This window comes from Ruania zhangjianzhongii, from assembly GCF_008000995.1.
GTDB classification, from domain to species: Bacteria; Actinomycetota; Actinomycetes; order Actinomycetales; family Beutenbergiaceae; genus Ruania; species Ruania zhangjianzhongii.
The window spans coordinates 3,680,776-3,694,331 of record NZ_CP042828.1; the positions used below are offsets into that span (position 1 = coordinate 3,680,776).

The following is a 13,556-nucleotide window of genomic DNA, read 5'->3' on the forward strand; positions in this document are numbered from 1 at the left end:
CGCGATGGCGCACTCCTCACCTGACGACCTCAAGCTTGTGCCACCACCTGCTGCAGCAGCTCCGGGGTGCGCCGGTCGTACCAACGCCCACCCATCCGGATCCCGATCAGGCAGGCCGTTACCCCCCAGACCACGCCGACCACCAAGCAGGCCCAGCCGAAGGCCAGGGACTGCGCAATGGTCAGGATCGCCAGCACGATCACCGGGGAGGACAGCACCAGCGCCGCGAGCACGCCCACCCCCTGGGCGATCATCGTCGGGATCACCGCGCCCTGCGGCTGCTTCATCGGGCTGTCACCGGGCTTGACTGCCGGGTAGATCAGCCGGGCCGAGGTCACCGAGGACACTCCCGCGGTCACGCCGAAGGCCGCCACGGTGATCCCGATCAGCATCAGCGCCAGCTCCCAGCGGCCGGTGGCCACCAGTGTGCCGATCAGGAAGATCACCAGCACCGGCACCGCGAGCGCCGTCAACGCCAGCACTCGGCCGCCTCGGTCCGCCCGGCCGGAGACCGCCGTGGAGGCGTGCAGGGCGAACGCGGTGTGGTCGTAGGCGATGTCCGCGGAGATGCTGAACGCCAGGATCCACGCGGTCAGCGGCGCGAGAATCAGTACCAGCTCGGACAGGCCACCACCGGCCACCGCCAGCACCACCGGCAGCAGCGGGATGATCGCGATCGAAGCGGAGTACCGCGGATCGCGGAACCAGTAGGTCAGGCACCGGGCGGCCACCGCGCCGGTCGGGGTGCTCGGCATCCGATCAAACCAGCCCAAGCCCTTGGCCTTGCCGCCACGCGCCGTCGAGGTCGGCGGGCTGACCAGGGACTTGGCGAGGGTGACGTCCCAGACCCACCAGGCGACCCCCACAGTGACCACAGACACCAGGAGACGCGCCAGCGCCAGCAGCCATGCGCCGTCGTGCACGGACAGGCCGATCGCCCACGGCGCCCCGAGCGGGGTCCAGGAGAGCACTCCCACCACCGAGTCCAGCATCGCGGAGATGTCGGCCGCCGAGAAGCCACTGCCGTCGAAGTATTCGGCCACTGTGCCGATCATCGGACCGATCAGCACGATCGGTATCAGCGCCACCACCATCAGCACCTCACGCGAACGGCGCGAGTCCAGCAGCGGTACAAGCGCCGTGGTCAGCGCCCGCGACCCGATCACGCAGGTCGCCACTGCGAGCGCGGCGCCGACCAGCGCGAACGGAACCACCAGCGGGGTGCGCCACCAGGCGAAAGACACACCGGCAGCAACCAGCAGCGTGGCCGCGCCGGGGATCGAGGTCAGCCCGGCGGCGGCGAGCCCGGCCAGGAGCGAGCGCCTCGGGATGCCGAAGGTGACGAATCGCTGCGGGTCCAGCGTGGCGTCGGTACCGAAGGCGAACACCGGGATCACCAGCCAGCCGAGGATCACCAGGGAACCGATCACCACGATCACCTGGCCGGTCAGGTCGGCATTCACAGCGCCGCCTGCCACGGCCCCGATCACCGCCATCACCACGATGAACAGCGCGTAGAGCACGCCGAGGATGAAGCCGATGGTCTGCCACACGCTCCGTCGGAACGTGTTGGCCATCAGGGTCAGTCGGAGTCGGACGAGGTGCGCAACCATTCCAGTCCCTCCGTCTGCTGCCGTCCGCCGACCAGCTCCACGAACCGGTCCTCCAGGCTCGCGCCGGCCCGCACCTCGTCGATGGTGCCGGCGGCGCGGATCTGCCCGGCCGCGATGATCGCCACGTGGTCGCACATCCGCTGCACCAGGTCCATCACGTGCGAGGAGACGATCACGGTGCCGCCGGAACGCACGTAGTCGGCGAGGATGTCGCGGATGTTCGCCGCCGAGACGGGGTCGACCGCTTCGAACGGCTCGTCCAGCACCAGCGTCCGCGGTGCATGGATCATCGCGCAGCCCAGGGCGATCTTCTTGGTCATCCCGGCGGAGTAGTCCACCACGAACGTCTTCGCGTCCTTGGTCAGGTCGAGCGCGCGAAGCAGGTCGTCGGTGCGGCCGGCGACGGTGTCCCGGTCCATCCCGCGCAACAGGCCCGCGTAGGTGAGCAGCTGGGCACCGGTGAGCCGGTCGAACAGGCGCACACCATCGGGCAGCACGCCGAGCTGAGCCTTCCCGGCGACCGGGTCGGCCCAGAAGTCCTTCCCGTGTACCGCGACCGTGCCGTGGTCCGGGCGAAGCAGCCCGGTGGCCATCGACAGGGTGGTGGTCTTCCCGGCGCCGTTCGGACCGACAAACCCGTAGAAGCTGCCACGCGGCACATCCAGGTCGATACCGGCCACTGCGGTCTTCTGCCCGAACCGCTTCCACAGCGCGCGGATCGAGAGCGCGGCGCTGGCATCGGGCGGTGGGGCCTGGCTCTGTGACGGGTACTGCCCCTGCGGCGCGTACTGCGCGGCGGGGTCGGTACCCCCGGCGTGGCCGGACATCTCGGCGGAGGCCGGCGACGGCGGTCGTTGTGGTTCGGTCATAGCAGTCACCTTATGCGGAGGCCAGGCCGGGACAGATCGGCCGCGTGAGGGAAATCTGCCGTTGCTCACCCTCCTCCGAGCGGATGAGATCGCGTGTCCGGTGCGGGGTGGCTCAGATGTGGTCCCGCGGGATGGACCGGCTCCAGGTCTGGGAGTGCACCCGTTCTGCGCCGAGCCACGCGTCCTGTTCGGCATAGACGTGGAAGTGGGTCGGGCTGGAGGTGAGCACCGTGCGGGTGGTGGCGTGGGTCTGCCAGTCGCCACGGCTGAAGCCCATCTCCCACACCGTCTCCCCGCGCACGGAGTTGAAGTCGTTCCCGACGAACCGGTACCGCTCGTTCGCACTGCGCCGCACGGTCAGGTCGATACCGGGGAAGTGCACGACGCCCAGGTCCTTGACCACCTCGAGCTCACCGGAGAGGTCCACCATGTTCCGGCTCACCCGCCAGTCCTGCTCTCCGGCCTCGATCTGATCCACGGCCAGAGGCGGTGCGCCCTCCGGCTCTCCGAACGACGGCGGAGTCTCACCCTGGTCCACGCCGACCGGTCGCACCGGCAGCACCAGGGAGCTGCTGTCCGGGTAGACGGTCAGGTTCACCGGCTCCGGAGCGGGCCAGACCACCGGCCAGTAGGAGGTGGACACGGACAGCCGCAACCGGTGCCCGGGCGGGAAGGACTGGGCCATCCCGTTCAGCGGCACCCGCACCCGATACCGCCTGCCGGGCTCCAGGAGCGCGGGCTGATGGTCGCCGCGGTGGTGGTTCAGGTTCCGCACCCCGTAGCTGACCCGGGTGGCGGCACCGTCCGGTGCGACCTCGGAGAGTCGGACGATCAACTGCGCGACCGGCTGGTCGACCGAGACCTCCAGATCGGCGACCGGGGCGCCGAGCACCTCGAGGGTCTCGTCGAGCTCCACGCTGTTGAAGACCAGTGATCCGCCGTCCTCCTCACGCTGGTCGTACGGCATGTCCGGGGGTGCGTTGTAGGAGCACCACTTGCCCGCGAACTGCCCCACCGAGAGCGGGGACTGGACCGTGCTGGCCGGCGAGCTCGCAGAGTCACCGGGCTGCAGAATCCGGTACAGCTCGAGCGGGTAGGTCGTGTCCACGATCCGGTCGCTGGGCCAGGACGGCTCCCCCACCCAGCGCCCCGGCCGGTCCTCGTAGGTAGTGGCCGGCGGTGCGGCATCCTGCATCCAGATGGTCAGAGCCGGCCCGTCCATCGCGCCGTTGTCCGTGGCGTCCTTGAGCCAGTGGTCCCACCACGCGACCATCTCCTGCAGGAACCCGATCGCCGGGCCCGGCTGCCCGAGGTGGGGGTACTTGTGGCTCCACGGCCCGATCAACCCTCGGGTGGGCACCTGCAGACCGGCGAGCAACCGAAAGACGGAGTTGGAGTAGCCATCCGCCCAGCCGCTGACCGCGAACACCGGCACCTGCACGCTGGCGTAGTTCTCGATGATCGATCCGTGCCGCCAGTAGTCGTCCCGGCGCTGATGGCGCAGCCACTCCTCGAGCCACAGCCCGCTGCCGTCCAACCGCTGGTGCCACATCTCCAACCAGCGCTCACCGACGATCGCCGGATCGGGCGGGCAGGAGTTGTAGGCGAACATGGTCGAGGCCCAGGACAGATTGTCGGTGAGCAGGCAGCCGCCCATGTAGTGCACATCATCGGTGTATCGGTCGTCAGTGGAGCACACGGTGACGATCGCCCCCAGGCTGGGCGGGCGGCGAGCGGCGACCTGCAGGGCGTTGAACCCGCCCCAGGAGATCCCCATCATCGCCGTGCGACCGTTGCACCAGGGCTGATCGGCCAGCCAGGCCAGCACATCCTCGGCGTCGGCCAGCTCCTGCTCCAGGTACTCGTCCTCGAGCACTCCCTCGGAGTCGCCGCTACCGCGCAGGTCCACCCGCAGGCACGCGTAACCGTAGCCGGCCATGTAGGGGTGGTGGATCGAGTCACGCTGGGCGGTCAGGTCGCGGCGGCGGTACGGGATCAGCTCCAGGATCCCCGGCACCGGTTCGTCCTGCGCCGACACCGGCCGCCACAACCGCGCGGCGAGCCGGGTGCCATCGCTCATCGGGATCCAGAGATGCTCGATCTCCTCCACCTCATGTGGCAGGGAGGTGACAGTACGCACTCAGGCCTCCTCGTCGTCGATCGTGAACGGCAGCGTGCTCACGAACTCCTCGTACTTTCGCTTCAGGTCGTCCTCGTCCGCGCCGCCGAGGAACACTTCGGCGAGCACGTAGCTGTAGCTGTCCTCGCCATACCCGTCGGACAGCCGCGCGCCTTCCTCGACCTTGACCAGCACCGTGCAGCCAGGTACCCGAGCCTCCAGATCGGCAACTTCCCCCGGCGTGGGTGTCCGGCGCACCACACCGTCGGCGAAGTGTCGCAGGAACCATTTGGCGGCCATCGCGTACTCGCCCTCGCGGCGCGGCAGCTGCGGATGGTGGCCCAGCCCCAGGCTGACCATCGCGGCATGGTTCGCTACGCCGTCGACCATCTCGAACAGCCGCGCGTGCTCCTGGGAGTGGCGCGCGTTCACCTCGAGCAGGCGCAGCCTGCTCGCGTCCGCATCCCAGAAGAACTCGATGTTGAAGGTGGAGTTGTCCAGGCCCGAGGCGCTGATCACCTCGCTGGCGACCTCGACGATCCGCTCGAACACCCCTTCGCTCATCGCCGAGGGGTACTGATAACGCAGGAAACTGTCACTGCCGGGGTAGTCGATCGAGGCCACCAACCCGTACACGTCCACTGTGCCACCGGCGATGTAGCCCTCGACGGTGACCTGCTGACCCGCCGCTGCCTCCTCAGCCATGTACGCGGCGCCGCCGATCTGCTCGATCTCCGGGGGCAGCTCGATCATGTCCAGGACGGCCTCGAACGGCCGGCCCAGCCGAACCACGTCCTCACGGGCCTGGGGCAGGGTGCGGGCAAGCTGCTCGGTATCGGTGATCCGGTAGGCGCCCTCGGAGGAGGCCGACTCCACGGGTTTGATCCACGCCGGGTAGCTCACTCCGGCCGGTAGGTGCGGTTGCTCGGCGTCCAGGTCGAGCAGACCGAACGCCGGCAGGGCGTTGGTCACGCGGCTCTGCACCAGCCGGCTCCAGTACTTGTGCTCACAACGGATCACAGCCTTGAGGTCGGCGGAGGGCAGCCCGCGGCGCCGGCAGAGGATCGGCACCATCATCGTGGCGGGGAAGTCCCAGTAGGTGACGATCGCGTCCACCGAACCGTCGAAGTCCGCGAGCTGGGCCTCGGCCCGCTCCAGCAGATCAGGCACGTTGACCTCTCCTTCTTGCAGCTCGTCCTGGGTGAGCAGCTGGTGGAAGGTGAGCGAATCGGCGTCGGGCAGGCCGCGCAGCACCTCGCGGTTGGCGTCGTCCAGACCGAGCACGAAGACGTTTTTGTTCATGTGCCCGATCGTCGCAGCGGGCGGGTGGGCCCGCATCTGCGCCGCAGCCGGACCAGCCGCCGACGTGGTCCTCGTGGGCGCGCTGTCGTCGCGATGTCGGTGGCTGCTGAGAGCCTGACGTCATGGACATCATCTGGCTGGTTGTGGGGCTCCTCATCGGCGGTGCGTGCGGCGTGCTGCTGGCCAGGCGCACCACCGGCGCCGGCGAGCCTCGGCTGACAGCGGCGCAGGCGGAGATCGCGCGCCTGGCCGAACGGTTGGCGGCGCAGCAGGAGGCGCACGGGCGCGCGCTGGCCGCGGCGGAACGGGCCGCCGACGAGCGCACCGATCTGCAGCAGGCCGCCCACGAGCGAGAGCTGGCCACCGAGCAACGACGCAGTGCCGAGCGTGTAGCTGAGCTGAAGGAGAGCACGCAGCGGCTCAGTGACGAGTTCGAAGCGCTCTCGGCGAAGGTACTCGCCCAGACCCGCAAGGAGTTCCTGGAACATGCCGAGGAACGGTGGACGCGGACACAACGGGAGTCAGAGGCCGAGCTGGCCAAGCGCGAGGAGGCGGTACGGCACCTGGTGGAGCCGCTGACGCGCACTCTCGGGGAAGTCAAGCAGGAGATGACCAGCGCCGAGAAGGAGCGGGCGTCAGCGCATGCCACGCTCACGGAGCAGGTGAACGCGATGCGCTCCTCCTCCGAGCATCTGCGCACCGAGACCAGCCAGCTGGTCAACGCCCTCCGTGCCCCGCAGGTGCGCGGCCGCTGGGGTGAGCTGCAGCTGCGCAACGTGGTGGAGTCGGCCGGGATGGTCGAGCATGTGGACTTCGTGGAGCAGCCCAGTTTCACCACCGACGACGGCGCACTCCGCCCGGATCTGATCGTCACCCTTCCCGGTGAGAAGCATGTGGTGGTGGACGCCAAGGTCGCGTTCAACGGGTACCTGGAGGCGATGGAAGCCAAGGACGACCAGATCCGCGGCAAACGGTTGGCCGCCCACGCCAGGCATGTGCGCGAGCACATCGACTCCCTCGGCGCGAAGTCGTACTGGGAGCACGTGCCGCACACACCGGAGTTCGTGGTGATGTTCCTGCCCGCGGAGGTGTTCCTGAACGCAGCTCTGGAAGAGGATCCGACCCTGCTGGAGCGCGCCTTCGAGAAGAACGTGGTGCTGGCCACCCCGGCCACCCTGGTGGCGCTGCTGCGCACCGTGGCCTACACCTGGCGCCAGGAACGGCTCGCCGACGATGCCGCGCAGGTGTTCACCGCCGGGCGGGAGCTGCACAAGCGGCTCGGCACCCTGGGCAAGCACCTGACCACCTTGGGCAAGCGGCTGAACTCCACTGTGGAGGCCTACAACTCGTTCAACGCCTCGCTGGACTCCCAGCTCGTCACGCAGGCTCGGCGGTTCTCCGCCCTGCAGGGACTCGAGCCGGGTCTCAGCGCCCCTCCACCACTGGAGGTGCTGGCCGTACCGGCGCAGAAGGAGGACGTGCACGCCTCGGCTGAGCTCGAAGCACTGGTGGACCGGGCGGCTCAAGACGCCACGCGTGCGGGTGCCACCTCCGGCCCCGATGCTGACCTCGGGCACTCCACCGGTACGTGAGACTACCCACGCACGTGCACATCCGTGATAGATACTGCACCTATGAGCAACCCACTCACGATCGACCAGCAGGTCCTGCACGTCTACGTCGCCCTGCAGAACCTCGCCCACGGTCGCGCCGTCAATGACATCGCCGCCGATATCGGCAAGTCCCGCTTCGCCACTGCGCGAATGATCAAGCGAGCCCGCGCGCTCGGTCTGGTCGAGGTCCGGCCCACGGTCTCCGCGCCGGTGGACGTCGGACTGTCCGCCCAGCTCGCCCAGCGCTACGGCCTGCGAGGCGCGTTGGTCGTGGCCACACACTCCCCGGACGTGCTGGAAGCCCGCGAGGCGATCGCCCGGATCACGGCACGCTTCATCGTCGACAACGTGGCCGAGGACGACATCCTCGGATTCGCGCCGGGCCGCACGCTGGTACTCGCCTCTCGGCTGATCGAGGCTCTCCCCTCGGCCGATGTCGTCCAGCTCACCGGGGTGGGTGCGCCCCGCCTGGAGGACGGCGTCGAGGTGATCGCCAACCTCGGCCGGTTGACCGGTGGGGCGACCCATCCGCTGTACGCACCGGGCATCCTGACGAAGGACCCGGAGGCCCGGGTCATCCTCAAGCACCCTTCGATCCAGCGGACGCTGCGCAAGTTCGAGCACATCGACAAGGCGTTCCTGACCATCGGCGGCTGGCCGGAGGCCTCGCTGATGGCAGGCCAGCTCTCCGATCTGGGCGAGCGGGAGGAGTACGAGCAGAAGGGCGTGGTGGCCGAGATCGGCACGATGCTGCTCGATGCCGATGGCGGCACCGTCTCCGGGCTCGAGGGCCGGTTCGTGGGCATCTCCGAGGAGCAGCTGCGGGCAGTGGACATGCGGGTCGCGATCGGCGGCGGGCCGGGCAAGGAGCACGCGGTGCTGGCCGCGCTGCGGTCCGGGATCGCCGACCACCTGATCACCGACATCCGGTGCGCCAAGGCGGCTCTCGCGGTGTGAGGAGTGCTCAGTCCAGGTGCCGGAATCGGTCCCAGAGCTGCGGCCATGGCTCGACCGGGCCGGTGCACACCAGCACCGGCTCCCCCTCCTCTTCGGTGTCGACGCCCAGCCCGTTGTCGAGCTCGGCCACGCGGCGGCAGGAGTCGAACCAGTCCGGTGCCCGCTCGCTCTGGCCACCGACGATCAGCGCAGTCTGCGCATCGTCCGGCGACCGGTCCAGATGCCACAGCTGCACGTGCCCGCTGACCACCGGCAGCCCGCCGGAACCGAACCGGTCCAGGGCGCCCGCCTCGCCGTAGTTGCTGGTGATGATCACCTCCGCACCGGACTGCGCGGCCCCCTGGCGCACCTGTGCGGCGTACTGCGGCCAGCCGACCTGATCGGCGGCAGCCGAGTTGACCGCCGCCAGCCCGCTCGCACCGAAGGTCCGCACCGGCAGCACCGGTAGCGCGGCTACTGCGCAGCCCAGGGAGTTGACCACCAGCAGGGCGACCATCGCCCGTCGCCGGGACCGGCTGCTCAACCACTGCGCCACACCGGCCGAGCCGATCGCCACCAGCACCCCGAGCATCCCGGCGGTGTAGTAGAACTGTGTCCCCCCGATAAAGACGAACGCGACCACCAGAGCGAACGCGACCGCGAGGAACCGCAGCGGCCGCCACTGCGGGCGCCGGAACATCCCGACGATCGCCACCACCCAGAACGCCGCGAGCACCGGCCCGACCAGCAGCACCAGCATCGGCCACATCATCACCCGGACCTCGCCGGAGTTCGACCCCCGCAGCGCCTCACCCATCGCCAGCTGGGGCCATCCGTGCATCGCCTGGTACAGCACGCTCGGCAGCGCGAGCAGCCCGGCGATCGCCACACCCCACCACAGCCGGGCCGAGCCGAACCACGCCCGCGGGCCACAGACAGCGAGCCCGAGCGCGATCCCGAGCATCAGGACCACCACCAGCAGCTTGTTCGCCGAGCTCACCCCGATCACCGCCCCGGCAGCGATCCACCACCTGCCGTCCTCGCGCAGCACCGCCCGGATCGCCAGCAGCAGCACCACCGGCCAGACCACCAGGTCCAGGCTCGCGGTCAACAGCACGTGCCCGAACTGCAGCGTGAGAGTGGCACCAGCCATCCCCCACCCGGTCAGGGCCTGAGCGCGCCGGCCACCACCGACCTCACGGGTGATCAGCGCCAGCACCGGCAGGGAGGCCACGGCACAGAGCAGAGCCACCACTCGCAGCGCCACCACGCTGTCCCCGAACAGCGCGATCGCGGTCCGCGCGAGCAGCGGGGTGAGGAACGGCTGGTCGACATACCCCCAGGCCGGCGGGAGCATCCGGAAGTACAGCTCGTCCCGGTGATACCCATACTCCGGTGCCAGGACGGCGAGCAGCACGGCAAGGGCGAGCATCGCGCCGATCACCGGCCCGCGGGCGAAGCGTTCGCGTACCAGGCCGGGTCCGATCACGAGGCTAGTCTGCCCGGCAGCGCAAGCCACGACCCGTGGCGAGACGGCTCACGCCCCGGACGCTCCGCCGTCGGCCGCCTTCAGAGTGGGGTGACGTCCAGGTTGTGGCGCCCGCCACGCGGCGGCCGTCCTGCTTCCTGCCCGGCCTTCTTCAGGTCGGCGCGCAGTTCCTTGGGCAGGGAGAACATCAGGTCCTCGGTGGCGGTGCGCACCTCGGTGGTCTCACCGAAGCCCCACTCGCCGAGGCGTTCGATCACCCCACGCACCAGGATCTCCGGCACCGAGGCACCGGAGCTCAGGCCGACCGACGTCGCGCCGTCGAACCAGTCCGGATCCAGCTCGGCAGCGGTGTCCACCCGGTACGCCGACGTGGCGCCGGCCGCCAGCGCCACCTCGACCATGCGTACCGAGTTGGAGGAGTTCGCCGAGCCGACCACGATCATCACGTCCGCGTCCGGGGCGATCTTCTTCACCGCGACCTGCCGGTTCTGGGTGGCGTAGCAGATGTCGTCGCTCGGCGGGTCATGCAGCTCGGGGAACCTCTCCCGCAGCCGCCGGACCGTGGCCATCGTCTCGTCCACCGACAGCGTGGTCTGAGACAGCCAGACCACCTTCGCCGGGTCCCGCACGGTGACCCGATCAGCGGCCTCCGGCCCGTCCACGAGCTGGACGTGCTCCGGCGCTTCACCCGCGGTGCCCTCCACCTCCTCGTGGCCGTCGTGGCCGATGAGCAGGATCTCGAAGTCGTCGCGGGCGAACCGGACGGCCTCCTTGTGCACTTTGGTGACCAGCGGGCAGGTGGCGTCGATCGTGTCCAGGTTGCGCTCGGCCGCCTGGGCCCGCACCGCCGGAGAGACCCCGTGCGCGGAGAAGATCACCCGGGCACCCTCGGGCACCTGGTCGGTCTCGTCCACGAAGATCGCACCACGCTCGGACAACGTCGTCACGACGTGCTTGTTGTGCACGATCTCCTTGCGCACGTACACCGGTGCGCCATAGTGGTCGAGCGCCTGCTCCACCGCTTCGACGGCCCGGTCGACCCCCGCGCAGTAGCCGCGCGGGGCGGCGAGCAGGATCTGCTTGGTCGGCGTAGTCACGCCATCCAGTGTAGGCGGCTGGCCTCCGCCGGTGGCCGTTCTCACTGCGGCGCCGAGAAGCCGTGGGAGGAGAGCCAGTCGAAGAACTGGCCCGCGTCCAGCACCGGTTTGCCGTACTCGCGCGCTTTGCGCGCCTTCCCGGACTGGGTACCGGTCTCGGCGGTCACCAGGACGTCGGTGCGGGTCTTGGTCATCGACGGCACGGGGTGTAGGCCGCCGGCGCGCGCCAGCTCCTCCATCTGCGTGCGGCTGAGGGCACCTCCCGACGGCGTGAGCACCTCTCCCGTGAAGCACACCCGGGCGCCGGGGTACAGCGCCTCCGCGGCTCCGACGATCTCGGGTGCCTGGGCCGCGAGCTGGTCGGTGAGTCCAGAGCCGAGCAACGTCTCCAGCCCGCTGAGCCGGTCCAGAACGGCGGTACTGGCCGGCACCCGGCCGGCGGCCGTCAGCACCTGCGCCCGGGCCAGTTGCACGGTCGGCCCGGACAGGTCCGCCATCGCAGGCACGGGGCCACCGAGCAACGCCGCTGAGATCGGCCCGCTCACCGCGAGCAGGTCGGCGAGTCCCGGCAGGTGCGCCGGCTGCGGCGCCGGGAAGCCGGCGTCCCGGGTGAGCAGGTAGCCCAGCCCGCCGGCCGGCAGGTCAGTCTCGGCCGGGTCGGTGAACGCGTCCACCGCGTCCGTGGCGGCGCCGTCGGTCTCGAAGGCGGTCAGAGCCTCCCGGGCCAGGTCGAGTGCCGACGGGGCCGGCGGTACCGACAGGGCCGGCGGTACCGACGGGGCCGGCGCCGAGCGGCCAGGCCGGGCCGGTACGGTCACCAGGACGCCGAGCGGCAGCGGGACCACCGCCCCCAGTCGCTTCAGCTCGAAGTCGATCAGCGCGATCGTCTCGTCGATGTTCGCCCCGACCGGCGTATACCCCTGAAGCACCGGTGCAAGCACCGCCCACGCTTCGGCCAGGGTGGGGGCCAGGGCGACATCCGCCGTCGTGATCTGATGGCGCGCCCGAGCATCGGCGAGGTCGCGTTGCGGGTTGACCAAGGTGCTCAGCGCTGTGCCGTCGGGCAGCGCCACTGCCAGCTCCACCGGACGAGGACGGCTGCGCCGCCCCTCCTCCCCCACGACCAGGGCGGCGATCGCGCAGAACCGGCCCTGCGCCGTCGACGGCCGTGCCGAAGCGAGGAAACGGGTGATCCGCCGGTCGGACTTGAGGTCCTTGGCCAGCACCGGGCGCCGCAGCACCAGTCCTGCCATCGAGGTGCAGCGGCTCAGTGCCACATACACCTGCCCGGCGGAGAACGTGCCACCGGTCAGGTCGACCAGCACCCGGTCCAAGGTCTGCCCCTGGCTCTTGTGGATGGTGACCGCCCACGCCAACCGCAGTGGCAGCTGGGTGAACGTGCCGACCACCTCGTGCCGTAGGGCGCCACCGTCCAGCACCGGCCGGGTCGCCTCCCAGACGTTCCGGCCGACCTCGGCGGCCGACCCGTCGGTGAAGGTGACCACCACCGACAGCTCGCCGGCACCGCGGCCCGGATCGATGTGCTCGATCCTCCCGAGGGTGCCGTTCACCCAACGGTCGGCGGGATCGTTGGTGAGCATCATCACCTGGGCCCCCACCTTGAGGTGCAGAGTGGCATCCGCGGGCTCGTCCAAAGTGGACAGGTCGCCGGTGCGGGTCGCGGTACTGAGGTGCTCGGGGGTGTCCAGCTGTTCCAGCCGCTGCCGGTTCCGGGAGGTGGCCAGCCGGTTCGTCGGCGTGAGGGTGAGCCAGAGCTCGCCGGCCGGTGGCTGGAACTCTGGATCGGTGCGCTCGTTCAGCTCGGCCATCGCGTGCCCGAGCAGCGCGCCTTCCCGCAGCGCGTTCAAGATGGCGGTGAGCCGGTCATCGCCGGCCTGCCGGAAGACCGTGGTCAGCTCGACCGTGGGGAACAGCTCGCCCCGGTAGCTGTCCGCAGAGAAGAAGAACGGGCTCGCGTACCGGGTGCTGAAATAGTCCGCCTCCCGGTCGGTGACCACCGGCGGGAGCTGGTGCAGATCCCCGACCAGCACGAGCTGTACCCCGCCGAACTGGCTCCCCGGGCGCGGGCCGAACCGTTCCAGGGCAGCGGTGAGCATGTCGAACAGGTCGGCGCGCACCATCGAGGCTTCGTCGATGATGAGCGTGTCCAGCCCGGTGAGGGTCTTCGCGAACCTGCCGGGGCGGTAGCGGCCGCTGCGCACGTCCTCGACGGTGGTGGTGGCGGTCAGGCTGAGCAGCCGGTGGATCGTGTACCCGGTCACGTTCAGCGCGGCGATCCCCGTGGGCGCCGCCACCACCACGCGGCGCTTCGTGGTGGCCAGGAACTGTCGGATCAGCGTGGACTTCCCGGTGCCCGCCCGCCCGGTGAGGAACAGGTGCTTCCCGCCCTCGAGCAGCTCCAGGGCACGGCTGAGCTCCTCGGTGCGGACAAGACGGGCGGTCATGGTCACCACCGTAGGTCCGCGCACTGACCGGTGCGCACGCGTTGTCACCGGGG

Annotated in this window: 9 protein-coding genes; 2 read left to right on the plus strand and 7 right to left on the minus strand. The window is 70.0% G+C overall.

Annotation, left to right across the window (positions count from 1 at the left end):
* Positions 1-29: 29 nt before the first annotated feature.
* The 4 genes from FU260_RS17115 to FU260_RS17130 all read right to left on the minus strand — a co-directional run bounded on the left by FU260_RS17115 (position 30) and on the right by FU260_RS17130 (position 5,903).
* A complete protein-coding gene (locus tag FU260_RS17115) occupies positions 30-1,613 on the minus strand; it encodes a hypothetical protein (RefSeq protein ID WP_147918148.1) in 1,584 nt (527 codons plus the stop codon).
* Positions 1,583-2,482, minus strand: coding sequence for an ABC transporter ATP-binding protein (locus FU260_RS17120; protein WP_147918149.1), 900 nt, complete (start codon positions 2,480-2,482; stop codon positions 1,583-1,585). The genes FU260_RS17115 and FU260_RS17120 overlap by 31 nt, the downstream gene beginning before the upstream one ends.
* A 112-nt stretch (positions 2,483-2,594) precedes the next feature.
* Positions 2,595-4,622, minus strand: coding sequence for a CocE/NonD family hydrolase (locus tag FU260_RS17125; RefSeq protein WP_147918150.1), 2,028 nt, complete (start codon positions 4,620-4,622; stop codon positions 2,595-2,597).
* Entirely contained in the window at positions 4,623-5,903 is a 1,281-nt protein-coding gene (locus FU260_RS17130) for an ATP-grasp domain-containing protein (RefSeq protein WP_147918151.1), read from the minus strand.
* Between the two features lie 122 nt (positions 5,904-6,025).
* Between FU260_RS17130 and FU260_RS17135 the strand changes: the two genes are divergently transcribed.
* A complete protein-coding gene (locus tag FU260_RS17135) occupies positions 6,026-7,495 on the plus strand; it encodes a DNA recombination protein RmuC (RefSeq protein WP_147918152.1) in 1,470 nt (489 codons plus the stop codon).
* 42 nt (positions 7,496-7,537) lie between these two features.
* Positions 7,538-8,473 (plus strand): sugar-binding transcriptional regulator, encoded by a 936-nt coding sequence (locus FU260_RS17140; RefSeq protein WP_147918153.1) that lies wholly within the window; start codon positions 7,538-7,540, stop codon positions 8,471-8,473.
* A 7-nt stretch (positions 8,474-8,480) separates the two neighbouring features.
* Here FU260_RS17140 and FU260_RS17145 read toward each other — a convergent pair whose 3' ends face one another.
* The 3 genes from FU260_RS17145 to FU260_RS17155 all read right to left on the minus strand — a co-directional run bounded on the left by FU260_RS17145 (position 8,481) and on the right by FU260_RS17155 (position 13,503).
* Complete coding sequence (locus FU260_RS17145) at positions 8,481-9,941, minus strand: ArnT family glycosyltransferase (protein ID WP_147918154.1); 1,461 nt, start codon at positions 9,939-9,941, stop codon at positions 8,481-8,483.
* 80 nt (positions 9,942-10,021) lie between these two features.
* Positions 10,022-11,047, minus strand: coding sequence for a 4-hydroxy-3-methylbut-2-enyl diphosphate reductase (locus FU260_RS17150; protein ID WP_413038339.1), 1,026 nt, complete (start codon positions 11,045-11,047; stop codon positions 10,022-10,024).
* Between the two features lie 32 nt (positions 11,048-11,079).
* Entirely contained in the window at positions 11,080-13,503 is a 2,424-nt protein-coding gene (locus FU260_RS17155; protein WP_147918155.1) for an AAA family ATPase, read from the minus strand.
* Positions 13,504-13,556 lie beyond the last annotated feature (53 nt).

Coding starts and splice junctions, on each gene's coding strand:
- FU260_RS17115 (WP_147918148.1), bottom strand. CDS start 1,613: ATGGTTGCGCACCTCGTCCGACTCCGACTGACCCTGATGGCCAACACG.
- FU260_RS17120 (WP_147918149.1), bottom strand. CDS start 2,482: ATGACCGAACCACAACGACCGCCGTCGCCGGCCTCCGCCGAGATGTCC.
- FU260_RS17130 (WP_147918151.1), bottom strand. CDS start 5,903: ATGAACAAAAACGTCTTCGTGCTCGGTCTGGACGACGCCAACCGCGAG.
- FU260_RS17135 (WP_147918152.1), top strand. CDS start 6,026: ATGGACATCATCTGGCTGGTTGTGGGGCTCCTCATCGGCGGTGCGTGC.
- FU260_RS17140 (WP_147918153.1), top strand. CDS start 7,538: ATGAGCAACCCACTCACGATCGACCAGCAGGTCCTGCACGTCTACGTC.
- FU260_RS17155 (WP_147918155.1), bottom strand. CDS start 13,503: ATGACCGCCCGTCTTGTCCGCACCGAGGAGCTCAGCCGTGCCCTGGAG.